At 49.3% G+C, this 26,625-nt stretch carries 26 protein-coding genes; 9 read left to right on the forward strand and 17 right to left on the reverse strand.

Translation table 11 applies throughout. The features are described 5' to 3' along the window. Positions 1 to 34 precede the first annotated feature (34 nt). The 3 genes from nfuA to cysQ all read left to right on the forward strand — a co-directional run bounded on the left by nfuA (position 35) and on the right by cysQ (position 2,159). Positions 35 to 622: a Fe-S biogenesis protein NfuA gene (nfuA, locus tag MKA69_RS03625; protein WP_305847513.1), complete on the forward strand. Its 588-nt coding sequence runs from the start codon at positions 35 to 37 to the stop codon at positions 620 to 622. 138 nt (positions 623 to 760) lie between these two features. After that, complete coding sequence (nudE, locus tag MKA69_RS03630; RefSeq protein ID WP_095469660.1) at positions 761 to 1,309, forward strand: ADP compounds hydrolase NudE; 549 nt, start codon at positions 761 to 763, stop codon at positions 1,307 to 1,309. Between the two features lie 22 nt (positions 1,310 to 1,331). Next, a complete protein-coding gene (gene cysQ, locus MKA69_RS03635) occupies positions 1,332 to 2,159 on the forward strand; it encodes a 3'(2'),5'-bisphosphate nucleotidase CysQ (RefSeq protein WP_000106803.1) in 828 nt (275 codons plus the stop codon). Between the two features lie 42 nt (positions 2,160 to 2,201). On the opposite strand, the gene MKA69_RS03640 is transcribed toward cysQ, so the two are convergent. From MKA69_RS03640 to gspC, 12 genes are all read right to left on the reverse strand, one after another. After that, a complete protein-coding gene (locus MKA69_RS03640) occupies positions 2,202 to 2,960 on the reverse strand; it encodes a type II secretion system protein N (RefSeq protein WP_095457732.1) in 759 nt (252 codons plus the stop codon). Position 2,961: 1 nt separating this feature from the next. After that, entirely contained in the window at positions 2,962 to 3,459 is a 498-nt protein-coding gene (locus MKA69_RS03645) for a type II secretion system protein M (protein ID WP_305847514.1), read from the reverse strand. 9 nt (positions 3,460 to 3,468) lie between these two features. Beyond that, positions 3,469 to 4,680: a type II secretion system protein GspL gene (gspL, locus tag MKA69_RS03650; protein WP_305847515.1), complete on the reverse strand. Its 1,212-nt coding sequence runs from the start codon at positions 4,678 to 4,680 to the stop codon at positions 3,469 to 3,471. Then, positions 4,649 to 5,659, reverse strand: a complete 1,011-nt coding sequence (gene gspK, locus MKA69_RS03655; protein ID WP_000226059.1) for a type II secretion system minor pseudopilin GspK — start codon at positions 5,657 to 5,659, stop codon at positions 4,649 to 4,651. The genes gspL and gspK overlap by 32 nt, the downstream gene beginning before the upstream one ends. Further along, entirely contained in the window at positions 5,649 to 6,329 is a 681-nt protein-coding gene (gene gspJ, locus MKA69_RS03660; RefSeq protein ID WP_095469662.1) for a type II secretion system minor pseudopilin GspJ, read from the reverse strand. The genes gspK and gspJ overlap by 11 nt, the downstream gene beginning before the upstream one ends. Beyond that, positions 6,316 to 6,669, reverse strand: coding sequence for a type II secretion system minor pseudopilin GspI (gene gspI, locus MKA69_RS03665; protein WP_000837702.1), 354 nt, complete (start codon positions 6,667 to 6,669; stop codon positions 6,316 to 6,318). The genes gspJ and gspI overlap by 14 nt, the downstream gene beginning before the upstream one ends. Next, positions 6,659 to 7,240 (reverse strand): type II secretion system minor pseudopilin GspH, encoded by a 582-nt coding sequence (gene gspH / locus MKA69_RS03670; protein WP_055027453.1) that lies wholly within the window; start codon positions 7,238 to 7,240, stop codon positions 6,659 to 6,661. Before gspH ends, gspI begins: the two co-directional genes overlap by 11 nt. 73 nt (positions 7,241 to 7,313) lie before the next feature. Then, the gene (gene gspG, locus MKA69_RS03675) at positions 7,314 to 7,754 is read right to left on the reverse strand and encodes a type II secretion system major pseudopilin GspG (protein ID WP_000738785.1); all 441 of its coding nucleotides are present in this window, start codon (positions 7,752 to 7,754) and stop codon (positions 7,314 to 7,316) included. 40 nt (positions 7,755 to 7,794) lie between these two features. After that, positions 7,795 to 9,015 (reverse strand): type II secretion system inner membrane protein GspF, encoded by a 1,221-nt coding sequence (gene gspF, locus MKA69_RS03680; protein WP_000718690.1) that lies wholly within the window; start codon positions 9,013 to 9,015, stop codon positions 7,795 to 7,797. Then, a complete protein-coding gene (gspE, locus tag MKA69_RS03685) occupies positions 9,015 to 10,526 on the reverse strand; it encodes a type II secretion system ATPase GspE (RefSeq protein ID WP_000138170.1) in 1,512 nt (503 codons plus the stop codon). The genes gspF and gspE overlap by 1 nt, the downstream gene beginning before the upstream one ends. Next, positions 10,523 to 12,550 carry a type II secretion system secretin GspD gene (gspD, locus tag MKA69_RS03690; RefSeq protein WP_305847516.1) on the reverse strand — a complete coding sequence of 676 codons (2,028 nt, stop codon included), beginning with the start codon at positions 12,548 to 12,550 and terminating at the stop codon, positions 10,523 to 10,525. Before gspD ends, gspE begins: the two co-directional genes overlap by 4 nt. 45 nt (positions 12,551 to 12,595) lie before the next feature. After that, positions 12,596 to 13,513, reverse strand: a complete 918-nt coding sequence (gene gspC / locus MKA69_RS03695; protein ID WP_055027454.1) for a type II secretion system protein GspC — start codon at positions 13,511 to 13,513, stop codon at positions 12,596 to 12,598. A gap of 229 nt (positions 13,514 to 13,742) precedes the next feature. Between gspC and hslR the strand changes: the two genes are divergently transcribed. The 4 genes from hslR to MKA69_RS03715 all read left to right on the forward strand — a co-directional run bounded on the left by hslR (position 13,743) and on the right by MKA69_RS03715 (position 19,019). Next, a complete protein-coding gene (gene hslR / locus MKA69_RS03700; protein ID WP_000098848.1) occupies positions 13,743 to 14,120 on the forward strand; it encodes a ribosome-associated heat shock protein Hsp15 in 378 nt (125 codons plus the stop codon). Between the two features lie 33 nt (positions 14,121 to 14,153). Beyond that, entirely contained in the window at positions 14,154 to 15,029 is an 876-nt protein-coding gene (gene hslO, locus MKA69_RS03705; RefSeq protein WP_009355370.1) for an Hsp33 family molecular chaperone HslO, read from the forward strand. Between the two features lie 336 nt (positions 15,030 to 15,365). Further along, on the forward strand, positions 15,366 to 16,994 hold the full coding sequence (gene pckA, locus MKA69_RS03710; protein WP_000217618.1) for a phosphoenolpyruvate carboxykinase (ATP): 1,629 nt from the start codon (positions 15,366 to 15,368) through the stop codon (positions 16,992 to 16,994). A 138-nt stretch (positions 16,995 to 17,132) separates the two neighbouring features. After that, complete coding sequence (locus MKA69_RS03715) at positions 17,133 to 19,019, forward strand: AsmA family protein (protein ID WP_305847517.1); 1,887 nt, start codon at positions 17,133 to 17,135, stop codon at positions 19,017 to 19,019. A 15-nt stretch (positions 19,020 to 19,034) separates the two neighbouring features. On the opposite strand, the gene MKA69_RS03720 is transcribed toward MKA69_RS03715, so the two are convergent. The 5 genes from MKA69_RS03720 to typA form a co-directional block, all read right to left on the reverse strand. After that, positions 19,035 to 19,958: a bifunctional GNAT family N-acetyltransferase/hotdog fold thioesterase gene (locus MKA69_RS03720; protein WP_258462864.1), complete on the reverse strand. Its 924-nt coding sequence runs from the start codon at positions 19,956 to 19,958 to the stop codon at positions 19,035 to 19,037. A 70-nt stretch (positions 19,959 to 20,028) separates the two neighbouring features. Beyond that, complete coding sequence (gene dtd, locus MKA69_RS03725; protein ID WP_055027457.1) at positions 20,029 to 20,463, reverse strand: D-aminoacyl-tRNA deacylase; 435 nt, start codon at positions 20,461 to 20,463, stop codon at positions 20,029 to 20,031. Beyond that, positions 20,435 to 21,364, reverse strand: coding sequence for a virulence factor BrkB family protein (locus tag MKA69_RS03730; RefSeq protein ID WP_305847518.1), 930 nt, complete (start codon positions 21,362 to 21,364; stop codon positions 20,435 to 20,437). Before MKA69_RS03730 ends, dtd begins: the two co-directional genes overlap by 29 nt. A gap of 26 nt (positions 21,365 to 21,390) precedes the next feature. Continuing rightward, entirely contained in the window at positions 21,391 to 21,921 is a 531-nt protein-coding gene (locus MKA69_RS03735) for an AAA family ATPase (RefSeq protein WP_305847519.1), read from the reverse strand. A gap of 96 nt (positions 21,922 to 22,017) precedes the next feature. After that, a complete protein-coding gene (gene typA / locus MKA69_RS03740; RefSeq protein WP_032469963.1) occupies positions 22,018 to 23,847 on the reverse strand; it encodes a translational GTPase TypA in 1,830 nt (609 codons plus the stop codon). Between the two features lie 487 nt (positions 23,848 to 24,334). Between typA and glnA the strand changes: the two genes are divergently transcribed. Together glnA and MKA69_RS03750 are read left to right on the forward strand one after the other, a co-directional pair. Continuing rightward, entirely contained in the window at positions 24,335 to 25,744 is a 1,410-nt protein-coding gene (glnA, locus tag MKA69_RS03745) for a glutamate--ammonia ligase (protein WP_000110153.1), read from the forward strand. Positions 25,745 to 25,920: 176 nt separating this feature from the next. Next, positions 25,921 to 26,508: a DUF4124 domain-containing protein gene (locus MKA69_RS03750; protein WP_305847520.1), complete on the forward strand. Its 588-nt coding sequence runs from the start codon at positions 25,921 to 25,923 to the stop codon at positions 26,506 to 26,508. Positions 26,509 to 26,625 lie beyond the last annotated feature (117 nt).

A 26,625-nucleotide genomic window follows, 5' to 3' on the forward strand; every position in this document is an offset into this window, starting at 1 on the left:
AGCAATAACCTATTCTTTTACTCAGGTATTCGTCGTGTCAAATCCAATTACTATTACTGAATCTGCCCAATCACACTTCGCTAAGCTGCTAGCACAGCAGCCAGAAGGGACTAATATTCGTGTGTTCGTGGTAAACCCAGGTACACAAAACGCTGAATGCGGCGTTTCTTACTGCCCACCAGAAGCGGTAGAAGCCACCGATACGGAATACCCTTTCAGTAGTTTCTCAGCTTACGTTGATGAACTCAGCCTGCCATTTTTGGAAGAGGCAGTGATTGACTTTGTCACCGACAAAATGGGCTCACAACTGACCCTGAAAGCCCCTAACGCGAAAATGCGCAAAGTTTCTGACGATGCCTCGCTGATGGAGCGTGTCGAATACGCACTACAAACTCAAGTCAACCCACAACTGGCAGGCCATGGCGGCCATGTTAGTCTGATCAGCATTTCGGATGATGGTGTGGCTCTGGTGCAATTTGGTGGCGGTTGTAACGGTTGCTCTATGGTCGATGTGACGCTTAAAGAGGGCATTGAAAAAGAGCTACTGGCTCAATTTGCTGGTGAACTGACTGCGGTACGTGACTCCACCGAGCACGATCGTGGTGAGCACTCTTACTACTAAGCACTTAGTCTGCATAGACTTCCTATTTGAAGCTGATGTCTCCACATCAGCTTTTTTATTGGTGTCTGCATATTGAGCATTTCAAACTGCGATTATTTCTCATATATTAAGAAAACTTTTTTTGCTCGGGAGCCGCGTATGCCATCCAAATCTTTACCAGAAATTCTGGAGCGTGAAACGGTCGCCCAATCGCGCCTGTTTACTATTGAAGCTTTGGATTTACGTTTTTCAAACGGAGAACACAGAACCTACGAGCGCATGAAGCCTAGCGGCCGGCATGCTGTCATGATGGTGCCAATCACCGCGCAAGGTGACCTACTACTGGTGCGTGAATACGCTGCGGGTACTGAGCGTTACGAATTAGGCTTTCCAAAGGGCTTGGTCGATCATGGTGAAACCGCCGAGCAAGCGGCTAATCGCGAGTTAAAAGAAGAAATTGGTTTTGGTGCACACCAGTTAACTCCACTCAAAGAGGTGGTGCTGGCCCCTTCTTACTTTTCGAGCAAAATGGTTCTTTTTGTTGCACAGGATCTATACTCAGAACAGTTAGAGGGGGATGAGCCAGAGCCATTGGAGATCATTCGCTGGCCTTTAGCACAAGCAGAAGATCTGCTCACCCATCTCGATTTTTGTGAAGCGCGCAGCATCACTGCTCTACTGTTGGCCCTGCGTTTTCTTCAGGCGTAAATCGCGCGCCTTCGGAGTCACTATGTCTACACCACAGGATCTCTCTCACCTACTGCCCGATGTGATTAGCATTGCGCGAGCAGCAGGACAACTCATCCTCGATATCTATCAAAACAAATCGTACGAAGCGTTCACCAAAAGTGATTCAACGCCCGTAACCAGTGCGGATTTGGCTGCACATAAGTTTTTGTGCGAGCAGCTACGCGAACTCACCCCAGACATTCCTATTCTCTCCGAGGAAGAGGCCAATATCGACCTTGCGACTCGCGAGAAATGGCAACGCTATTGGCTGGTGGATCCGCTCGATGGCACTCAAGAGTTTATCGCACGCAGTGGCGACTTCGCGACCATCATTGCACTCGTGGAAAATAATCATCCGGTGATGGGGGTGGTGTATGGCCCCGTTTCTGGTGTTACTTACTACGCTTACTCAGGCAAAGGGGCGTGGAAGATTCCCGACATGGCGCAGAGCCTAAAAATTCAGACTCACAAGCACGAGTTGCCGAGTAGCTCGATTGCGATTGCTATCAGCCGCCGCCAAGACATCAATAAAGTCACCAGCCGCTTAAGCAGTGCATGGAATTATGACCTAGTTCCACTCGGCTCTGCGGCGCTCAAAGCTTGTTTGGTGGCGGAAGGTGCGGTGGATTGCTATCTACGCCTTGGCCCAACCGGTGAATGGGATACTGCCGCAACGCAGTGCATTGTCGAAGAAGCAGGAGGACGCATCCTGAGCACTCAATTAGCGCCCCTCTCCTACAATGAACGAGAAACCTTGGAAAATCCGAACTTCATCGTGCTCGGTGATGCGGATTTACCTTGGAATGAGATCCTAAAAATCAAAGATTAGCCAATAAAATTTCACGCCCAATCGGGCGTGAAATGAATGATCCTAGAGTTGACCTTGCTGATTGAACTGATAGCGACCTTGTCCATCTGGCTGTGGTAACCATTTCAACGGCTCATTTAAACTCTCTGGAAAGCCCGCTTCTGGTTTAAACCACGCTTGCGCTTGGTAACGACTATCCGGCTGCAAGTTCAAGGTAAACTCGCTGCTCACCTGCGCAGTTTTCTGCCCACCTTGCAAATTCAGCACACTCTCTTGGCAAGAAAAATCCGACACCACAGTGCCGAGATCCAACGCCCCGAGTGGTGATTCCACCTGTGCAGCAGACCACACCAAATTGCCTGTGGCTTGTTGGCAATAAGGGTCATCAAAGCGATATTGTTGTACGGTAAGTTCCAGTTGCCCCTGCGCCATTAAAGGGAAAGGCAGCGGCAACCAAGGTACGGCTTGCGAGGCTGGCAACGAAAGAAGGAAATTCTGTGCATACGGGCCATTGATTCCCATGCCGAGTACGCCTTTGCCACGCAGTTGCATGTTACTACCACGCCCAAAACGAACATCGGCTTCTAACTGAGCCATCAATAGAGCAGACAGATGCAAATCCCAATTCAGATCGCCTAAATTCATGCCCTGCCAGCGTACTTGAGCACTTTTACCTTGCCACAGCGTACCTTCAACACCATTCAGCTCTAAGCCTTCAGGCAGAGGTAAAGGCTTGAGCACCACTTGCGCAGGCAAATGCACGACCACACTGGTGATTAACACCGTAGCAAATAAGAGACCATACCCAACGGTACGCTTCATATCAGCCTCCACGCTTCAGTTGCAGGCGTTTTACTTCAACGACGCCGTTGACTTTACCGCGGTCGATATCGATCGCGTCAACACTCACACCTTGGCGCTCTTGCAGATACGCAATCCAAGCCACCAGTTGCGAGAAAGGCAATGGCTGAATCCACACCTGCATCATTTCACCACGTGGCTGTACACGGATCAGTTCAATATTGAACTGACGCGTCGAATTGGTTATCACCTGATTCAGTGGCTGAGTGCTTGGAGCTTCACTGCCACCTTGCGCACGTAAGGTCACAATATTATTAGCGTTGTCACTCACCCAACTGAGGAGTTGCTTCTCGGTTTGTACACGCGCTTGGGCTTGGGCGGTGCGCTCACTCAGTGGCTGCCATATGCCCCAATAGGCGGTAGAGAGCACCGTCAGCACGCCCATGCCCATGAGCATTTTCTGTTCACGCGGGGTTACGCTACGCCACCAAGCCTGCACAGGAGCGAATTGTTCTTTCATCCTTTCTCCTTACTTGGGTTTCACCACAAAAACGCCAAACACTTGCTCGCCATTTTTATTGAGTTGTCCCTGTTCGACTGAAAAATACTGTTCAAGCTGAGTTCGCGCCTGTTCAAAACCTTGGAAGTCTCGCCCTGTGGCTTCAAGACGGATTTCACTGCGATTACTGTCAAACTTGATGCTTTGTACTTGCAAATTGGCCCCTTTCAGGGCTTCTGGCAACGGGCTGAGCCATTTCAACACACTGCCCACACTCGATCCACCGGACAAGCGAGCCATTTCATCACTCATCTGTCTTTTCAAATAAGTGATGGTTGGAATTTTCTGCTTATCGGGGAAGAGGCTGCGGAAAATACGTTCACTTTCCGCACGGTAAGCGTCCGCTTGTGCTTCATATTGATGAGATTGAAACAGCGAATAGCTGATGGATACCGCCATAAACAACACCGCTACCACCGCCACTTTGCGCCAAACTTGCCAGTGGCGTAGCCACGATGATTTCGGTTTAAAGCTGCCCGTTAACAAGTTAATTTTGTTGCTCAGTGCCTCCTGCGTCAGCAATTGCATAACGAGGCCGCTTGGTTCATTACGCCACACTTGTGTTTCAGCCAAAGCCAATTCTGGCAATGGTGTGAACGCCTGTAGAGGAAGGAATTCATCCTCTTGCTTGACCCAATCCGAAGCGGCAAGCAAGCTGAGCCATTGTGCATCTACGGCGATACCCTGCGTTGCACTTTTGCGCACTAACCACTCATCCCCAAGTTGCATGGCCGCCAAGCCTGGCTCTGGCTGTGGAATGGCCAAAACATCTGGCAATACGCGTTTTACCTCAAAACCACAAGCTTTGAGATGATCTAGGCAAGCACGCAACCATAGGCGATCGACGCCAACCACATCGGCCGTTTCACGGCTTTTGCTGAGCACACAGAAATGCAAATCTTCGACATCCTGCGCGATTTCATCTTCCAGCAGGTACGGCAGCATATTCTCAAGTTGGCGCGTGGCACCGGGTGGGATTTCGACAGAACTTAAGATTAAATCGCTTGCCGCCAGCAGCAGCAATACGCTGCGCTGTTCAGCATAGGACTCAAGCTCATGCAAGGCTTCCCAACCTGCCACTTCACCGCTGGCAATCACTTCTTGCTGCTCGGCAGACCAAACCAACCAAGGAATAGTGGTCTCTTTTTGACTACTCAGTCGAACGGTCAGAAACTCGCTCACTGATCCCTCCAAAGCGGCGGCGTATCACCGTCGCAGTTTTCTTATCGTTACTGTAAAACAGGCTGCGGATCCGTACGCGGGACGTATCGACCAGCACCTGTGCATCTAATTCAAAATAGTGGCTATCCACACTCAAGTATTTTTTTGCCTCTTCACGCACCGCATTGTCTACCCCAGTGAGTGCGGATTGCGCCAGAAAGTCATCCACACTTGCCCAACCATCGAAAGGTCGACCTTGGAGCAAGGTTTTGGCACTCTCTTCACTCAAGGTTGGGCTGAACATCGCGGCTAAAAGTGCGGCTTGCTCGGCAGGCAAGGTGTTCACATTCAAACGCCATTGATCGGTTGGCAAGGCACAGAGGTAGGGCAAAGCATCGTTCATCACTTTCCCTCCCACTTGCTGTACTGCACGCCACTCGCTGGCATCCGCCAACCAAGTATTGGGCGCCATATACGCTGGCAACATCGATTCGTAATAGCTATCTTCCACGCCATACGCCGTTCGTACGGCATCGTCTTTATCAATAAATTCAAACGTCGAATCGGCGATGGTTTCCGCCTGATAACTCTCCACGTTCAACCCTTCCAGTAAGGCTTGCAGCACCGTCAACAGATACGGTTTTTTCACACTCTCTGGCGTGAACTTTACACTGGCCAACGCATTGAGGTTAAAGCAGGCTTGCATATCACGAATTTTACCGCGCACTTGCCCATAATCGAGCGGATAGGTTTGCTCCTTAAGCGCCCAAGGTTGGCTTAAATTGACGGTTTCGCTGTCTTGGTAGCTCTGCTCGATGCCTTTTTTGGCTAACGCTTCCACCCCAACACTATACCAATAGGCTTGTTGGTAATTGAGTTGATGCGTAGCTCGCTGAAACTGGCTAAACAACCGCTCAGCCATGGTCGCCGCGATTGAAACCATCACCGCAAGCAACAGTAGAACGACAATCAGCGCAACACCGCGCTGTTTAGCTACCATTTTCAACACTCTCTTCAGGCATATTCAATGAGCCACCGCCAGTGAGATAAATTCGCTCGATCTCGCCGTAGTCTTTCAATCTCAAGGTCACTTTTACCGCGTCGGGCAAAGCATTGGTCGGCACCCAGTCATTGCTCCATTGTCCTTGCAAATAGAACTGGACTTTCCAATCTTCCACCCCAGTTAATAAGGGGGAAATCAAGCCCTGTTGACCTGCGGGCGTATCTGGATAACGCCACCAAACTCGTTCTAAACGCTGCTCAAACAGGCGATAGCCCACTTTCGCCACTTCACCGCGTGGAAATTGTTGCTGTGGGTTGTGCCAACCTAAGCGCGCAAACAACAAACCGTGTTGATCCGAATCGAGCAGCGATTCTTTCCATTGCAAGATCTGCTCACTCGGTGCTTCACCATCCGTACGGAACTGGCGTAGTGCCATTTGCCGAAAATCGGCATCCATGATCACCATCGCACGTTGCAATTCAGCCAATCGCGCTGTGCGTTCGGCAGAAATCTCATTACTGCGTTGCACCTGATTGAGCACCTGATAGGCACCGATACTCAAGCTCGCAAAAATCGCAATCGCCACCAGCACTTCAATCAGGGTGAATCCTGCTCTTTTTGAGCGAGCCAACGTCTGTAAAGTGCGTTTTGGCTTAGTTCGGAACATAGCTACGCACCGTCACGACGGGGGTCGCGCCTTTTTCTGTGGCCACACTCACATCAAAGGCTTTGAGCAGATTGTCGGCAGTTTTAACGGGGCTGAGTTTCCAGTACCACGTTCGTCCGGCCATCTGCTCACTGCCTTCTCGCGCCGCTAAGGATTGCGGGCTAAGGATGACTTGCGCCATTTGGTTATCCACCACCATGGAAGCAAACATCTTTTCTTCTAGATAGTTAACGGTATTGATATGTTGACTGACCGAGCGGATCACGCTGATCGCCGCGGTAGCAAAAATAGCCAGTGCAACCAAGACTTCAAGCAAGGTGAAACCACGTTTACTTTTCATCACTGTCTCCCGGAGCTAACAAACGCAAAGTGCCATTTTCTTGCGCTTCGACTCGCCACTGCTCATCACGTGGTTGCCCTTTGGGGAAAACACTCAGCACAAAGGGAGTCACCTCACCACTCGAAAGCACAAACAGTTGCGGCGGGGGCTCTTGTTTTTCTTCTTTCTTATCGGCAAACATCTCTTCATCGAACAGTGAACCGGGATTAAACAAGCGATCGTCTTTTTGCCACGCGCCACCACCGAGTTCAAAATCGAGTTGTAAGCCATCCTTGAGCGTGGTTTGGTTGGTCATCTTATCGTTTTGCCACTTTTGCCAACCTTTATCAGCCGTCAGTTGCAAAAAGGTCAAACTCCGAGCATCCACATCAACTCGCACCCCAAAATCCTGTCCACTCAAAATGGCTTCTTCATTCAGTAGCAACAGACGCTGATAGAAGCTCTGCGCACTGATTTTGGCTTCGTCTTTCACCGACACCGGAAAGGTCGCGATCACCGCCACCGCACTGACCGAAATCAGCACCAGCACCAGCAAAATTTCCAACAAAGTAAAACCGCGTGTCGCTGTCATAAGTTCAATCAGGCATCCGTTTGTGGATCACTCTTCCCTTCTGAGCGAATATGCCAAAAGGGAAGAACTGGGCTTATTGGAAGTCTTGAATATTCCAGTTACCGATGTCAGCACTGGTACCTTCACCGCCTTCTTGACCGTCCGCGCCTAGCGTGAACACGTCAATCGTGCCTTTATCGCCAGGGCTCAAGTATTGGTAATCGTTGCCCCAAGGATCTTTTGGCAAACGCTTGATATAGCCACCATCACGGTAGTTGCGTGGCTCTGGATTGGTGGGTTTGCTTACCAACGCTTCCAGCCCTTGATCGGTTGTCGGGTAAACACTGTTGTCGAGCTTATACATGTCTAGCGCATTTTCTAGCGCTACGATATCGGTCACGGCTTTCTGTTGGTCTGCTTTTTCTTTGTTACCTAGCAAGTTAGGCACAACAAAGCTGGCAAGAATGCCCAAAATAACGACCACGACCATCACTTCGAGAAGGGTAAAACCCGTTTGTTTACGCATTTTTTTCATAGTTACTCCACACTATTCCGTTTTTGCCGCGCGTGACGACTTAACGGCTCATTAAATTATTCATTTCCAAAATTGGCATTAACGTGGCCATCACAATGAACAGCACCATGCCTGCCATCAACGCAATCAAGGCTGGGGTAAAGATACCGAGCGCAATATTGACCGTTGACTCAAAACTGTTGTCTTGGTTATCGGCGGCACGCGTCAGCATGCCTTCTAGCTCACCACTTTGCTCGCCACTGGCGATCATGTGCAGCATCATTGGCGGAAAGAGCTTGGTCTGCTCCAAGGCTTTGCGCAGGCTAGAGCCTTCACGTACGTTTTCTGCCGCCGCCAACACTTGCTGTTTCACAAACTGGTTGGTCATCACATCAACCGCAACGCGCATACCGTCCAGAATGGGAATGGCACTCGACGTACAAATTGACAACGTGCGCGCAAAACGAGCGGTGTTCAAACCGCGGGCAATTTTGCCAATCACCGGTAGCGAAATCACTCGGCGATCCCAACGTAAGCGAAGATCCGGCTTGGTTAACAACCAACGCACGAGGTAAATCAATAACATGAACCCGATCAGCAGCCAAATTCCCCAATGTTGCAGGAAATCACTGGCATCGAGCAGAAACTGAGTAGAAGCCGGCAAGGCTTGCCCCATTTGTACAAACTGACCCACGATTTTCGGCACTACCGCTGCCAGCAAAAATGCCACGATACCGACGGCAAACACCACCAGCACCACAGGGTAAATCATGGCTTGCTGCAGTTTGGAGCGCATTTTCTGGCGATTTTCAGCGTAATCCGCCAGTCGCTCTAACACCGAATCTAGGTGGCCGGATTTTTCACCCGCCGCAACCATAGAACGAAACAGCTCATCGAACACGTGCGGGTAATCTCCCAAGCTATCGGAGAGGGTATAACCTTCGGTGACTTTGGCACGTACTGCAACCAACATGGTGCGAATGCGCGGCTTTTCCGATTGCTCGGCAACCGCGCGTAAACACTCTTCCAATGGCATGCCGGATTGCACCAAGGTCGATAACTGGCGTGTGATCAGCGCTAAATCAGGAGTGCTAATACCACGTTTGAAAGCAAAACCTTGGCTGCGATTGCGCGCGGCTTTGGCTTGCGTTTCCACCACTTCCATGGGTACTAGGCCTTGCTCTTTCAGACGCTGGCGCACTTGACGCGCATTATCACCCTCAATCACGCCTTTTTTATGGCGTCCTTTGGCGTCCAGTGCTTTGTATTCAAACGCCGCCATTAGGACTCCTTAGTCACCCGCATCACTTCTTCTAGCGAAGTAATGCCTTGGCGAACCTTATCTAGGCCATCGTCACGAATACTCGGTGTTGTCGCACGGATATGTTTTTCCATCGCCTGCTCACCCGCTTCGCTATGAATCAACTCTTGCAGTGCTTCATCGACCAACAGCAGTTCATGAATGCCGGTTCGGCCTCGGTAACCTTTGTGGTTACACTTAGGGCAACCCGTGGCGCGATAAAGAATCAGCGGATCTTTTTTCTTGCTGTCGAACAGCTTGCGCTGCTCTTTGTCGGCTTCGTATGGCTCTTTACAATCTGAACACAAAGTGCGCACCAAGCGTTGTGCAAGCACCCCAAGCAGTGAAGAGGAGATCAAAAATGGCTCGATCCCCATATCACGTAGCCGCGTTACCGCCCCCACCGCAGTGTTGGTATGCAGCGTCGACATCACGAGGTGACCGGTCAACGAAGCTTGCACCGCAATTTGCGCGGTTTCCAAGTCACGAATTTCCCCCACCATCACCACATCGGGGTCTTGACGCAAAATGGCGCGTAAACCACGCGCAAAGGTCATGTCCACCCGTGGGTTGACTTGAGTCTGGCCGATCCCATCGATATCAAATTCGATCGGGTCTTCCACGGTGAGAATATTGCGCTCGCTGCTGTTAAGCTCCTGCAAGCCGGCGTACAAGGTGGTTGATTTACCCGAACCGGTTGGGCCGGTCACCAAGATAATCCCGTGCGGCCGTTTGATCAGGCGACGGAAGTTGTCATGGTTTTTGGGGGTCATGCCTAAGCTGTGCAGATCAAGTCGGGTCGCGTTTTTATCCAACAGACGCATTACCACTCGCTCACCGTGAGATGAAGGCATGGTTGAAACCCGCACATCGACCGCACGCCCACCAATACGCAGTGAAATTCGCCCATCTTGCGGCACCCGCTTTTCTGCGATGTCGAGTTTGGCCATCACTTTAACGCGAGAAACAAGTAGCGACGAGAGCTTGCGGCTAGGGGCCAGCACTTCACGCAGCACACCATCGACTCGAAAACGGATCGACAGCGTTTTTTCAAAGGTTTCAATGTGAATATCTGACGCACCTTCTTTGATCGCTTCACCCAACATGGCGTTGATCAGTTTGATGATCGGCGCATCGTCTTCGCTTTCTAGCAAATCTTCGTTTTGTGGCAGCTCTTCTGCCAGTGAGAAGAAGTCATCACTGTCAGCCCCAATATCTTCCATCAGTTGGCGCGCTTCTGAAGAGTCGCGTTGATAGACTTGGGTCAGCTTGCTTTCAAACTCTGCTTGCGACAAAGCAATCAGCTCAAAGGCATGTTTCACTACCCGCTTGGTTTCGACCAACGCTTGCATAGAAAGCGGCGGCAAGAAGTAAATGCTGGCTTGCGAGAAATCTTCATTCCAATCCAGCACCAACTTGAAGCGGTTAGCAAAGCTAAAAGGCAGACGACGAATCGACTGCCGTTCAGCTGGAGAGATCACCATTTCGGTCATTGCTCGGCTTCCATCTGATCAATAAAGGCTTGAATCTCAGGTGGATGACGACGGTCATCGCCAAATTTCGGCAAGACCGGCACGCTGGCATCATCCAGCAGACGTAAGCCTTTTTCGGCGCGGAACAACTGCTCAGCGCGAATGTAGTTGTATTTACGTTGAGTGATACCGTCGGCAGTCATGCCATCACGAATAATGGTTGGCTTGATAAACACCATCAGGTTTTTCTTTTCCACTTGCGAACTGGTTGAACGGAACAGTTGTCCTAGCAATGGAATATCACCCAGTAGCGGTACTTTGGATTCACTTTCTAAAGCGCGCTCGTCAATCAAACCACCCAGCACTAGCATTTGCCCGTCTTGCACCATCACCGAGGTATTGAGTTGGCGCTTGGCAAAACGTACGTCTACCGCACCATTGGCCCCCAATACGTTGGAAACCTCTTGCTCAATCTTGAGCTGGACTGAGTTGCCTTCGTTGATCTGTGGTACCACTTTGAGCTTGATACCCACTTCCTTACGATCCACGGTTTGGAATGGGTTGTCATTATTCGAGCCAGCGGTGGAACCGGTGATCACCGGAACTTCTTCACCCACGATGAATGAGGCTTCACCGTTATCCATGACGGTAATGCTCGGTGATGACAGGATGTTGGATTTAGAGTCGTTCGACACCGCACTAATGAGTGCCGTCCAATCCCCCAGAGCGATACTGACCGCGGCACCTTGCAAACCGGACAGTGCCGAAGCTAAGGTTGAGTAGTCACCTTTCGTTGTGGTCTCTTCGTAATACTTAATTTCCCCCGTATCACTAGTACGGATCGGCTTTTTCTCTATGGTGTCTTTCGCTTCTTCTAGGCCAATCATCACATTACCAATCGATGCGCCTGTATTACCGTATTGAATGACTGAGCCGCTTTCTAGCGAACCCCATTGCACTCCGAGGTTGATGCCATCCCCTTCGGCCATTTCCACAATCAAGGCTTCAATCAACACTTGTGCACGGCGAATATCTAACTGGCCAATCACTTCGAGCATCGCATTCATAATGTCTTGCGGCGCAGTGAGCACTAACGAGTTGGTATCGGAGTGTGCCGCAATCATCACCTCATTACGCTTTGAGGTTGTTTGCTGCCCAGTACCTTTTTCAGCTTGTAGGTTATCGGAAACGCCTTTCAGCACTTCAACCAAATCTTCCGCTTTGGCATATTTCAAATACACCACGCGGTTATTGCCTTTGGCTGCCATTTCGACATCCAGTTGCTTAATCAAACGCTTCAAGCGCTCACGCACTTTGGGATCGCCAGAAATCAGAATTGAGTTAGTGCGCTCATCGGCCACAAACTTAGGTTTTAAGAATTCCGGTGTGTTTTGCGCATCAGCCGTTTTGTTGAGTGCTTCGACAATCCGCACCATTTCTGCTGCTGACGCGTTATTGAGTTCAACCACTTCAATCTCTTTGTCGCCCGCTTGGTCAACGCGACGAATAATTTCCGCCAAACGGTTCACCACCGCAGCGCGACCGGTGATCAAGATGATGTTAGCTGGGTCGTAGTGCACCACGTTACCCGCGCCTGCGTTATCAATCAGTTGGCGCAGTAGCGGTGACAGTTCACGTACCGACACATTTTTCACCGCCACCACTTGGGTAATGACAGAGTCTCCACTGGCACGCTCTTCCCCACTCAAAACTGGAATCGCTGAGGTTTTCGCATCTTTGGATTTGATCACCTTGAGCACGCCGTTGTCCATTTCGACCACAGCGAAGCCATACACTTCAAGCACACTGAGGAAAAAACTGTAATACTGCTCTTCGTTTAAGGTATCAAAACTGCGCACATCCACTTTGCCGCGCACCGAAGGGTCGACAATGATGGTCTTCTCAAGATTGCGCCCAACAATATTGATAAATTCTTGAATGTCGGTGCCTTTGAAGCTGGCACTGAACTCATTTGCCATCGCTAGAGGTGTGGACAGTAAACTGCCTGCCAACAGCCATGAACTTTTTTTCAGCCAAAATTTCACTGGGAACTCCCTTGCCTCACTAACGCGTTGTCACCCGCCTCAGCGTTAAAATTGAATATATACATCATGTTGTTGACCATCACGTTCAACTGTCAGATTCATTTCAGTCATATCATTCATTGACTGAAACACGGTGTTCATTACATTGGGATCGGTCAAATCCAAGCCATTAATCGCCACTGCGACATCGCCATCTTGCAGACCAATCGATTCAAAGAGTGCCGGATCTTTTCCGGGGCTCACTCGATAACCGAGCACTTTGTCATCCCGCTTTACCTGAGACAGGCGCACATACTGGAAAATTTCCTGCGGATTTCGGGTAATCGCTTCACGAATAGCATCAAGCTTCTCTTCCAACTGAGGTGCAGGCGTCGAGGCTTGACCTTGACGTGGGATCGGTGCGTTAGGCGTAGACGGTACAGCTGGCGCAGAATAGTCCAATCCTTCAAGCATCAAGGTTTCATCACGGCCAGCATTACTCAGAATGACACGATCTGGCATCACCGCTTTTAATTTGACCTGTGTGCCTTCAATCACCTCATTGATCCCGTAGGTGGCTTGCACACCACGGTTTGCAATCACCGCCAAGCTTTTTTGCGTATCATTGCTAGCGACCACGCCAGATAAAACAAGGCTCAAACGAGTTTTGGGGGCATCAACCACCACGGGCTGCTCAACCACAGGCTCTTTTGGTTCAGTAAACACACCAAACAGATCACCTTTTTGCAATACGCTAATATCCAGCGGCTGACGATCCGGCTTTAAGCCTGATAGGGTTGGGCTCCAACTCGGCGCTTGTGCTTGTTCGCCCAGCATTAACCACACCATTTTGCCCAACGTCCAAGCCGAGGCCACCAGCAGCACTAGCGTCAATCCTTCACTGATTGGCTTTTGCCACCGCTGTGCATTTTGGCTAATCAAACGCGGCCACGTTGCAAGCGGAGGAAGTTGTTTAAATTCCATAAATTTCCACGTTATTCCTTTCTGTACTTTTACGCTTCATTTCGCGCAAATTCGCCCGTACAGATGTTTTTCAAGACTTTATGCAGGCATGGCAATATAGCACAAGCCTTATTAAGAGATCCGTCTCAAACGTTAAATTGTCGACTTGCTTGAAAAACTGCCCCGCAAACACCATTGTTAATCAAGAAAATTGGCCAAAACGTAACAAGGTTAGAGAGGAAAAGGAGCAATGAGTTCCAGTGCAGATGACGTAAGGCTGGATAAATGGTTGTGGGCGGCAAGATTTTACAAAACTCGCTCGCTCGCGCGAAATATGGTCGAAGGTGGCAAAGTCCACTATAATGGCCAGCGCACCAAACCCAGTAAATCGGTAGAACTTGGTGCACAGATCACGCTACGTCAGGGACATGACGAGAAAACTGTCATTATCGAGAAGATCTCTGACCAACGCCGTGGAGCACCAGAAGCGCAGCAGCTCTACCGTGAAACGGCTGAAAGCATCGCTAAGCGTGAACGCAATGCCATGATGCGCCAGCTCAACCCGAGTCCGGATCGACGTCCAGACAAGAAACAGCGCCGAGATCTACTCAAATTTATCCATCAGTAATTAGCCGGACAATTCCTTATGACGACAAGCTCAATGGCGAACAACATGCTACATCGCTATCTTTTTGAAGACCTCTCCGTACGTGGTGAGTTAGTTCAACTGGACGATACTTATCAGCACATGATTTCCAGTCAGGAATATCCTGCTGCGGTAAAACACCTGATCGGCGAATTGCTGGTTGCCACATCGCTGCTCACGGCAACGCTGAAGTTTGAAGGCTCTATCACTCTGCAACTGCAAGGCGATGGTCCAGTCTCTCTGGTTGTGATTAACGGTGATAACAACCAACAAGTGCGTGGTGTAGCACGTTGGCAAGGCGATATTGCCGACAATGCCAATCTGCATGACATGCTGGGCAAAGGTCACCTAGTGATCACGATTGAACCTAAACAAGGCGAGCGCTATCAAGGGGTAGTCGGTTTGGAAGGCGAGACTCTTGCCGATGTACTCGAAGGTTACTTCCTACGTTCAGAGCAGCTCAAAACTCGTTTGTGGATCCGTGTCGGTGAGCATGCGGGCAAAGCCTGTGCGGCTGGCATGTTGCTGCAAATCGTACCCGATGGTAAAGGCTCTGCCGATGATTTCGAACATTTAGAACAATTAACTGACACCATTAAGAACGAAGAGTTATTTGCTCTACCTGCCGAAGAACTGCTGTACCGTCTATACAACCAAGAGAAAGTTCAGTTGTTCGCACCGCATCCGGTCAGCTTCCGTTGTGGTTGCTCACGTGAGCGCAGTGCAGCGGCGATCATGACCGTCGCACGTGATGAGATTAATGACATCCTTGCCCAAGAGGGTGCAGTGGCTCTACATTGCGATTATTGTGGCACCACTTACTCATTCGATGCTGCGCAAGTGGCTGAATTGTATGCGCCCCAAGGCGGAAATGGTCCCGTACTGCATTAATTCGCCGCGTTTAACAAGCACGTAAAAACCGCCAAAAAGTCAGCTCCCCGCTGGCTTTTTCTTTATAAAAAACCAATAAAATCAACGATCCAAATCACAGTACGCCGTACTTAATTTCTGAGAAGTATTAATCTTTGGCCTCTGGCGCAAAGGTTTGCGCGCACGATAAAATAGTAATGCCAATATATGTGACGAGTTACCTAAAACCACAGAAACTCGGTGGGCAATATTTGAACTGCCTCCCTGTTTTCTCCTAGGTCCGTTGCTAGCATGGTGAGCAGATAACAATTACATAAATTATTACAAAATCCCTACAAAATCCTACAAGGAGCACCTATGACCGTTATGGAACATACTAAGGCTGCACAACTCGATCTAGCCCAATATGGGATCACCGGCGTAACTGAAATAGTTCGTAACCCGAGCTATGAATTGTTATTTGCTGAAGAAACCCGTTCAGACCTCGAAGGTTATGAGCGTGGTGTGGTCACCGAATTAGGCGCGGTTGCGGTTGATACTGGCATCTTCACTGGCCGCTCACCAAAAGATAAGTTTATCGTAAAAGACGATACCACCCGCGATACTCTGTGGTGGACATCAGATAAAGCAAAAAACGATAACAAACCGATTAATCAAGAGGTCTGGAATGACCTGAAAGCACAAGTTACCAAACAGCTTTCAGGTAAACGCGTATTCGTATTAGATGGTTACTGTGGCGCGAATGCAGATACCCGTCTGAGCGTACGTTTTATTACCGAAGTCGCATGGCAAGCGCACTTTGTGAAAAACATGTTTATCCGCCCTAACGAAGACGAATTGGCACACTTTAAGCCAGACTTCGTAGTCATGAACGGCGCGAAATGCACCAATGCGAACTGGAAAGAGCAGGGTCTGAACTCAGAAAACTTCACCGTGTTTAACCTGACTGAGCGCATGCAGCTCATCGGCGGTACTTGGTACGGCGGTGAGATGAAAAAAGGCATGTTCGCGATGATGAACTACTTCCTGCCGCTGCAAGGTATTGCTTCTATGCACTGCTCTGCCAACATGGGCAAAGCGGGCGATGTTGCGATCTTCTTCGGCCTATCAGGTACCGGTAAGACCACTCTGTCAACTGATCCTAAACGTGCCTTGATCGGTGACGATGAGCACGGCTGGGATGATGATGGCGTGTTCAACTTTGAAGGTGGCTGCTACGCAAAAACCATCAAGCTGTCTAAAGAAGCAGAACCGGACATTTACAACGCAATCCGCCGTGATGCTTTGCTAGAAAACGTGACCGTACGCAGCGATGGCTCAATCGATTTTGATGATGGTTCTAAAACAGAAAACACTCGTGTTTCTTACCCTATCTATCACATCGACAACATCGTAAAACCGGTTTCTAAAGGCGGTCATGCGACAAAAGTGATCTTCCTGTCCGCGGATGCCTTTGGCGTATTGCCTCCAGTATCCAAACTGACTCCAGAGCAAACCAAGTACCACTTCTTGTCTGGCTTCACCGCCAAACTGGCAGGTACTGAGCGTGGTATTACTGAACCGACTCCAACTTTCTCAGCCTGTTTTGGCGCAGCGTTCCTCACTCTGCACCCAACCAAGTATGCGGAAGTGTTGGTGAAACGTATGGAAGCGGCGGGCGCAGAAGCCTATCTGGTCAACACTGGCTGGAATGGCAGCGGCAAACGTATCTCGATTAAAGATACGCGCGGCATCATTGATGCGATTTTGGATGGTTCCATCGAGAAAGCGGAAACCAAGCATATCCCGATCTTCAATCTGCAAGTGCCAACTGCATTGCCAGGTGTCGATCCGATGATCCTTGACCCACGTGATACTTATGTCGACCCACTACAATGGGAAAGCAAAGCCAAAGACTTGGCAACACGCTTTATCAACAACTTCGACAAGTACACCGATAACGCCGAAGGTAAAGCCTTGGTGGCGGCAGGTCCTAAGCTCGATTAATGCCAAATTGGCGTAAAAGTGATAACTGAGTAGCAAGCCCCTCTTTCGAGGGGCTTTTTTTGTTGCTGTCTCTCGTGCTTTACTCCAAGCTTGGGTGTGGATTGATGAGTAACATTGAATGATGGCAACGCAGAGATTATGAGAAAACTACTGGCCATGGGCGTAGCGGGTATCGCACTGCTACTGATTTTCGTATTAGCGGGGTTTGGCATTATGCATACCCGCTATTTCACGCCTTCTGCGCAATGGATAGTGCAGCAGTTGTGGCCGGAAACACTGCGCTTTGCCAAGATAGAATACCTGTACCCATTTAAGCTGCGCTTAAGTGATGTACAAATTGCCTCGGAACCCGCCATTGAATTACAGCAAATGGATTTGTGGGTAAACCCTTATGGATTACTTGAGAAAAAACTCGAAATCGACAGTGTTTTGATTGATGGTGCGAACCTCGCCCACGGCTTGCCTGCTTTCACCTTGCCCGATTCCGTCCATCTCAACCAGTTGGCGCTGCACAATATTGACTGGGCTGACCAAGGTATTATCGCGCGTGGGGTGAGTTTACAGATCAAACAGCCGGTTTGGGCTTCACCACAGCAGTTGTTACCTTACGGTAAAATCCAGCTTTCTGCCGAACAGATCAGCGTTGATGGTGAGGCCTTTAACCAAGTATTGGTTGATGCCAATTACCAAGCGCAAGACAGCACAGTGTATGGTTTTTCTTTCAACTGGCATCAGAGCCCAATTTCAGGACAAGCAGAGCAATATCCGCAAGGCTGGTCACTGGTCAATGTGACCATCAGCCGACTTCAACTCAATCTTGATCAGTGGCAAACCCACCCGCTATGGCAAAAGATATCGCCAAATATTCAACACATTAACAGTTTAGACCTGCTGAATAGCCAACTGACCATAAATGGTGTGGCGTGGGAAAACCTCAACCTTTCCATTGAGGATTACCGTCTTCAACAGAGCCTTTGGCAACAACCACAAGGTTACCTATCACTCAATGCTGATTCAGCACAATGGCGTGCCACACAGTGGGTGGAGCCTAGTGCCGAGTTGACTTTCACCCCCTCAGGCATCGAGATTGAAGGGCATACTCAAGTATGGCAAGGGGATGTGCAACTTAAGGGCAAGCTCTCCGAAACGAGTATCGCACTCTCCCAACTCTCCATCAGCGGCGTGAAGTGGATTGCAGAGCAGCCACAAGATTGGCAGATCTTCACCCAAGCCTTACCCGATTGGCAGAACGTCAGCATTGCTAAGCTGGATGTCAATAATCTACAACTCATCCAAACCGTTCAACCGCCTTTTTGGCAAGCCTCGGGGCTAAATGCCGATGGACAACAACTGCAATGGGCGAAGGATGGCCAATGGGGATTTTGGCAAGGTAAACTCGCAGTAACGGCCAACAGTGCCAGTTATGCCGGTATTCTGAGCACCCAAAGCGTGCTCAATATGCACAGTGAACAGGGTGTATGGCAGTTGACTCGCGCCTTTTTACCGCTGGAACACGGTTATATTGAAGCTCGTGCTAGCTGGGATTTATCGTCACTCAGTTCGCCTTGGCAGCTCTCACTCGACACTGATTCTCTACCTATTGGCCCACTGCAACCTTGGTTCAAGCTGCCGTTTGGCCTTGAAGCATTGGCGGATGTCAGCCTGACAGCGCAAGGTATGGCGGGTGATCGCAACATGCTCGCTCATTCACTTGATGGACAATTACAATTGAGTTTACGCCAAGGATTACTTTCACTGCGCGGTGAGCATACTTTCATCACCCAACCGTTTGAGTTAGAGGATCTCAAAGTGAACGCAGACCGAGGACGGATAACCATCACTCCCACGCCACTCAAAGGGCCAACGCTACAAGCTCAACTCAGTGGCAGCACCGACCTTATCGAACCGGAGCATGGCCAATGGTTATTGGCGATCACACAGCGCTGGGCAGATCAATGCATGGAATTACAATGGGATTTCAAACAGGCGGGACTGGTTGGTAAAGACTGTCGCAGCGCACCATAATGCGCTGCGTGACCATCAGGATTTTTGTGCCAACAACGCTTTATAGTTCGGGATCAGCATATAAGTACCGATAAACTCGATCGCTTCCACGTCACCGCTAGAGATGATGACACGCACCACAATACGTGCTTTGCGGCCCGATTCTAAACGGTCTAAATCGCCACTGATCCCATCAAGCGAAGTCGATGCCAGCGGATTTTGCACCACAGGGTGGCGATAGCGAATATGGCTATCCACCAACACAATATCGCCATGCAGATCGCGCTCGCGCATTAATAGCCAAGCCATGCCCCATCCCGTTAATGTTGCCAAGGTAAACGCTGAACCGGCGAACAAGGTATTGTGCGGATTAAGATTGGGATTGAGCTGCGCACAACACTGGAATTGATAACCCGTGTATTGCTGAATTTTAATGCCCATTTTATCGCTGATCGGAATTTGCTTCCCCCAGCGATCTTGCAGCTCGGTACACCATTCCGGTTTACGTAGCACATTAGCCATCGGGTCGAGAGGTTTCACCATCTGCTGATGGCGCACGGGGCCGCGTTCATCCGTCAATTCACCGCGTCGCTCGAAGCCATTTTTGGCATAAAACGGAATGGCATCTTCACGAGCATTACACACTAATCGCTTCGCACCCTCTTGGCGTGCTAAGGATTCAAGCGCAACAAGGATCAGTGAACCCATGCCTTTGGAGCGACGATTGGCTTTCACCGCCATATAACGGATCTGCCCTTCACTGTCAGGGGTAATGTAAAGACGGCCAATCGCCATCGGATAGCCACGGCTATCGACAATCATTCGGTGGTGACTCATCGAATCGTATTCATCACGCTCAGAGCCAATCGGCATTCGCCACGGTTCACGCAACATCTGCCAACGAAAATGGAAATACTTATTGAGCTGGTTATCCGTAGTCGGCGTAATAAGTTTGAACATACTCAATCCCTGAATAGGTGCCTTAATTCATTCAAGGCACGCTTGGTGGTTGCTTGGATAAGGTGGCAGATCAGGCCTGTAGCCAGAAAGTCACCGGACCATCATTGATCAGTGATACTTTCATATCTGCCGCAAAACGGCCGCGCTCCGTCGGTAAAACTTGCGTGCAAAGGTCTGAGAAATAATCATATAACCGCTCAGCCTCTTGTGGGGCTGCGCCACGCGAAAATCCGGCACGAGTACCTTTTTTCGTGTCTGCGGGAAGCGTAAATTGCGACACCACTAACACACTGCCCCCCACCTCTTTCACGCTTAAATTCATCTTGCCCTCACTATCTTCAAACACTCGATAGCTGGTCACTCGCTCAACCAATCGCTTGGCTTTCGCTTCATCATCTTCACGTTCGACACCAAGTAGCACTAAAAGTCCCTTGTCAATGGCTCCCACGATTTCGCCATCAACACGCACCGCGGCTTCACTTACTCTTTGGATCAGGGCTATCACTCTGTTTTTCCTCTACTTCATTCTGTGGTGATGGCGCAAAGTGTAGCATGTCTTGTGCGTCACTCCAGTGCTCACGCTCGCCAAGCGCAGCGGTGACTTCCGCCCCCACCAACACAATCAGCCAACATAAATACACCCAAACAAACAGGATAGGAATCGCGGCAAGTGCACCGTATATCAACTGATAAGAAGGAAACTGAGTGATGTAGGCGGCAAAGCCTTTTTTGCTCAGTTCAAACAAGACGGCAGCAATTAAAGCCCCTGTCATAGCATGCTGTAAATGCACTTTTTTATTCGGCACCAATAGATACAACCCGACGAAGGCACAGTAGGAGAGCGCAAAAGGCAGCCAGCGCAAAAATAGGTTGTACGCCCCCGAAAGGGTCTCGTTATCTAAGATTTTTAAGGAAGTAATGTACGAGGTTGCCGCAATACTTGCTCCCACCAAAATGGGGCCGAGCGTCAAAATCATCCAATACATTGAAAATGAAAACACCGCGCGACGCTTCTGCTGCACTCGCCAGATATAATTCAAGTTTTTATCGATATTGGAAATCAGCATGATGGCTGCAACAAACAAGAAAGCGCCACCAACCGCAGTCATTTTTCCAGTATTCGCCACAAACTCCACCAAGGCGGTTTTCACCACTTCCCCTGCTGCCGGCACAAAATGGGTGATCACGAAATCTTGGATCACCTCCCCAGCACTGGCAAAAATAGAGAAGGAAGAGAGGATCGACAGCAGCACGGTAAGCATTGGCACCATTGATAATAAGGTGATGTAAGCCAGATAGCCCGCATTCACATTGACTCGGTCATGGTTCATCCGAGACAGTAGATAGCGGAAAAAATGCAGCCCTTGCCGAGCTTTCTGCTCAATAAAAGAGTGAGTCAATTTCATAGCTCATCCTTGTCATTTCGTTGCGGTTATCCTGCCACGGATAAGGTGTTCAATACAAATTCCACACGATGCTCAACACTCATCATGGGCACCTCAATACATTGATAGCCTAGTTCTGAGTAAGTCTGCACTAACCGATGATGGATTTGCCGCGCTTCTTCTAGCGAATACGGGCGAACATCATCTTGTTGATAAGTGATGGCGTTGGGTTCACACATCAATATGTGTGGATGATAGCCCGAGCTTGCTGACCAATATTTCTCAGGCACCGCCAACTCTGCCCCCAATAAGTACGCACAAATATCAGGGATCGCGCGATCCAAAAACACCATCGTCTCACTCTGCGCAGACTGTTTTTGCACCAACATGGCGTCATAGCAGAGTTCGGCAAAGGCGGGCAAATCATGCCAAGGTAAAATACCGTCCTGTTTTGAACTCTCACGTTCAATCAGTAGACGGGGAACCTCGGGATATACGCGATAACCGCGTCCTGCCAAAGCATCCAACAAAGTAGTTTTTCCAGCACCTGGGCCACCAGAAATAATCACGACCGACATCGTCTGCCCTTTCTCTTTACCGTAAAAACAAAGCCCCTAACTGGTGACAGCTAAGGGCTTAAATAACTTATCGAGTCAGAAGACTAGAATCAGCGATTATTTCGCATCACGAGAAGCACGCTTACGATCGTTTTCAGTCAGGTAGCGTTTACGGATACGGATGCTTACTGGGGTTACTTCTACCAGTTCGTCATCATCGATGAACTCCAGAGCTTGCTCTAGAGACATAATGATTGGCGGCGTTAGAACCTGCGCATCATCAGTACCAGAAGCACGAACGTTAGTCAGCTGCTTACCTTTCAGAGGGTTTACTGTCAGATCGTTATCACGGCTGTGAATACCGATAACCATACCTTCGTAAACTTCCACACCGTGACCAATGAACATACGACCACGCTCTTGCAGGTTGAACAGTGCGTTCGTTAGTGCTTTACCTGTACCGTTAGAAACCAGAACACCGTTCACACGTTGACCGATTACACCGCCTTTGTGTGGGCCGTAGTGGTCAAAAGTATGGTACAGCAGACCTGAACCTGAAGTCAGAGTCATGAATTCCGTTTGGAAACCGATCAAGCCACGAGAAGGCATCACGAAATCTAGACGGATACGACCTTTGCCATCTGGAGACATATCTTTCAGCTCGCCTTTACGCATGCCGATTTTCTCCATGATGCCGCCTTGGTGCTCTTCTTGCACGTCGATGGTGACCGTTTCAAACGGTTCCATCAGTTGGCCATCTTCGTGCTTCAGGATAACTTCAGGACGAGATACTGCCAGTTCAAAACCTTCACGACGCATGTTCTCGATCAGGATCGATAGGTGAAGTTCACCACGACCTGAAACGCGGAATTTGTCTGGATCTTCAGTTTGTTCAACACGCAGTGCTACGTTGTGTACAAGTTCTTTTTCCAGACGCTCAAGGATGTTACGTGAAGTCACGAACTTACCTTCTTTACCCGCGAATGGAGAGGTGTTCACTTGGAACGTCATGGTTACGGTTGGCTCATCAACGCTCAGTGGTGGCAGCGCTTCTAGTGCATTCACATCACAGATGGTGTCAGAGATTTTCAGCTCACCCAGACCGGTTACCGCAACGATGTCGCCAGCGGTAGCTTGGTCAGTTTCAGAACGTTGCAGACCAAGGTAGCCCAGAACCGTACCGATTTTGCCGTTACGTTTCTTACCATCCGCACCGATAACGGTCACTTGTTGGTTTGGTTTTACTTTACCGCGCTTGATACGGCCAACACCGATAACACCTACGTAAGAGCTGTAATCGAGCTGAGAAATTTGCATTTGCAGTGGGCCATCAAGGTCAACTTGTGGCGCAGCAACGTTATCCACGATGGCTTGGAACAGAGGTTCCATGTTTTCGCCAGTTTCGCCTTCAACCAGAGTTGCCCAACCGTTCAGAGCTGAAGCATAGACCACTTGGAAGTCTAGCTGTTCATCCGTCGCACCTAGGTTGTCGAACAGGTCAAATACCTGATCCATAACCCAATCAGGACGTGCGCCAGGACGGTCAATTTTGTTAATAACAACGATTGGCTTCAAACCATGAGCAAATGCTTTTTGGGTTACGAAGCGAGTTTGTGGCATTGGGCCATCAACAGCGTCAACGATCAGTAGCACTGAGTCTACCATTGACATAATACGCTCAACTTCACCACCGAAGTCCGCGTGTCCTGGGGTGTCTACGATGTTGATACGGTAATCATTCCAGTTGATGGCGGTGTTTTTCGCCAGGATGGTGATACCACGCTCTTTTTCAATGTCGTTCGAGTCCATGACTCGCTCTTCAACATCACCGCGAGACTCTAACGTGCCGGATTGCTGGAGCAGTTTGTCAACCAGGGTGGTTTTACCGTGGTCAACGTGCGCGATAATCGCGATGTTTCTTAATTTTTCAATTTGCGGAGTGGTCATCGGGGTTTGCTTCACTTTTTCATTGAGGCGGACTGCTAAAGCAGTCGCCGAACATGGTTCAAAAACGGCCAATAATGTACCAGATTTTAGCGGAAAACCTAGAAATATGTGATCTGTCGCGCTGAAATAGCCCACTTTTTCTTCATTTTGCTGCGCATCTTTCCTTATCCCAGCAGTTTCAGGCTCAAGAGTCATTGACAACCCCTGCAATTGAGCGCGAAATAGCAAACGTTTTGGTAAAACATGGTGCAGAGCAACAACACAGCGCACCATAACAGTGCACAAAGGGATCGTTTTGGTGCAAAGAAACATCAAAAACCAGCAGCACCCCGACCAAAACCATGATTTATATTGGATTTATAAACATGGCACGCTTTTCGCTTTAGTAATTTCAGCATCGGTTACCCATAGTACAACGTAGTAATCTTTGCCGACTTTATTTAAGACTCGAGCCCATACCGCTTAAAAACACCGGAGGTTATCCAAGATGTCAGTAGAAAATGTTCTATCGCTGATCCAAGAAAACGAAGTTAAGTTTGTTGACCTGCGTTTTACCGATACTAAAGGTAAAGAGCAGCACATCTCTATCCCTGCTCACCAAATCGATGCTGACTTCTTCGAAGACGGTAAAATGTTCGATGGTTCATCTGTTGCAGGCTGGAAAGGTATCAACGAATCCGACATGGTAATGATGCCAGATCCATCGACTGCTGTGCTCGATCCATTTACTGAAGATGCTACACTGAACATCCGTTGTGACATCTTAGAACCTGCGACTATGCAAGGTTACGATCGTGACCCACGTTCTATTGCAAAGCGTGCTGAAGAGTACATGCGTTCTACGGGTATCGCAGACACGGTTCTTGTCGGTCCAGAGCCAGAATTCTTCCTGTTTGACGATGTGAAATTCGCCACTAACATGTCTGGTTCATTCTTCAAGATTGACGACGTAGAAGCGGCATGGAACACAGGTACTGAATACGAAGATGGTAACAAAGGTCACCGTCCTGGCGTAAAAGGCGGTTACTTCCCAGTTGCTCCGGTTGACTCATCACAAGACATCCGTTCAGCGATGTGTTTGATCATGGAAGAAATGGGTCTGGTTGTGGAAGCTCACCACCACGAAGTTGCTACTGCGGGTCAAAACGAAATCGCAACTCGCTTCAACACCCTAACGGTGAAAGCGGATGAAATCCAGATCTACAAGTACGTGGTTCACAACGTGGCTCACGCATTTGGTAAAACAGCGACTTTCATGCCTAAACCACTGGTTGGCGACAACGGCTCAGGTATGCACGTTCACCAATCTCTGGCGAAAGATGGCGTTAACCTGTTTGCGGGTGACAAGTACGGCGGCCTGTCTGAAATGGCGATCTACTACATCGGTGGTATCATCAAGCACGCACGTGCGCTGAACGCAATCACTAACCCATCTACCAACTCCTACAAGCGTCTGGTTCCTCACTACGAAGCACCAGTAATGTTGGCTTACTCTGCGCGTAACCGTTCAGCTTCTATCCGTATTCCAGTGGTACCAAGCCCGAAAGCTCGTCGTATCGAAGTTCGCTTCCCAGATCCAGCAGCTAACCCATACTTGGCGTTTGCAGCTATGCTGATGGCAGGTCTTGATGGTATCAAGAACAAGATCCATCCAGGAGAAGCGATGGACAAAGATCTGTACGATCTACCAGCAGAAGAAGCAGCTGAAATTCCAAAAGTGGCAGAGTCTCTACAACAAGCTCTGCAATACTTGGATGCTGACCGTGAGTTCTTAACCGCTGGCGGCGTATTCTCTGATGATTTCATCGACTCTTACATCGAGCTGAAAACCAAAGATGTAGAGCGCGTGAACGTTGCTGTACACCCACTTGAATTCGAACTGTACTACTCAGTTTAATTCTCAGCTTGTGTAAAAGGTAACTTAGGTTACATCAATATTTAGGCTCGCCTCGCAGGCGGGCCTTTTGCATATTTAGTCCTTTCATGGTTCGTTTTAACATGTGGCTTACAATTTCAGTCATGGGTATAAACTCATGATCTATAGAGTGAAACTTCATGTAATTGAGGTGATATATGCCATCGTCTCGTCCCTTATGGTTGCTCATCAGTTTATTATGGGTACCGCAAGTCACAGCACAAAACATCTACACTTGGGTTGATGAAAAAGGTGTCCTGAACTTTAGTGATAGCCCACAGAGTGACAAAGCAAAAGCCATCCATTTACCGGATTATGAAGCGCAAGCTCCAGCTCCCAGCTTCGATTCATCCCAACCTGTGGAGGAGACAAGCACCGCGTCTACATTAAGCGAAGCGACCTCAACAGATACTGAGTTGAGTGAGGTTGCCTCTCCCATCCCCCCACAACAACTCCCCCCTCTCACCGTTACCATGATTTCTCCTCAACATGATGATACGGTGCGCAGCAATAGCGGTACGATCAACATTCGGTCCGAGCTCAACCGAAAGCTCTCGATTGGCGAACAGCTTCAACTGTTGATGGATGGCCGACCTTATGGCGCCCCCACCAATCAACCGAATTGGGAGTTAAAAAATATTGACAGAGGGACTCACACCTTCACCATTCAAGCTATTGAAAACGGCAAGATTATTGCATCTTCATCGATTATCACGGTGCATCTGCATCGAGCAACGGTGAAATAACGAAAAGATGTGACCGTTCGCTCGATTGCGTAGGGAGTTCCACTTTGGGTTTGCACTCCCTTGCGCCATACTTAATGCTTAATGCACCAAACTTGTGCATAGGTAGTGAAGTGATTA

This window comes from Vibrio sp. AH4, from assembly GCF_030710545.1.
Taxonomy (GTDB): Bacteria; Pseudomonadota; Gammaproteobacteria; order Enterobacterales; family Vibrionaceae; genus Vibrio; species Vibrio metoecus.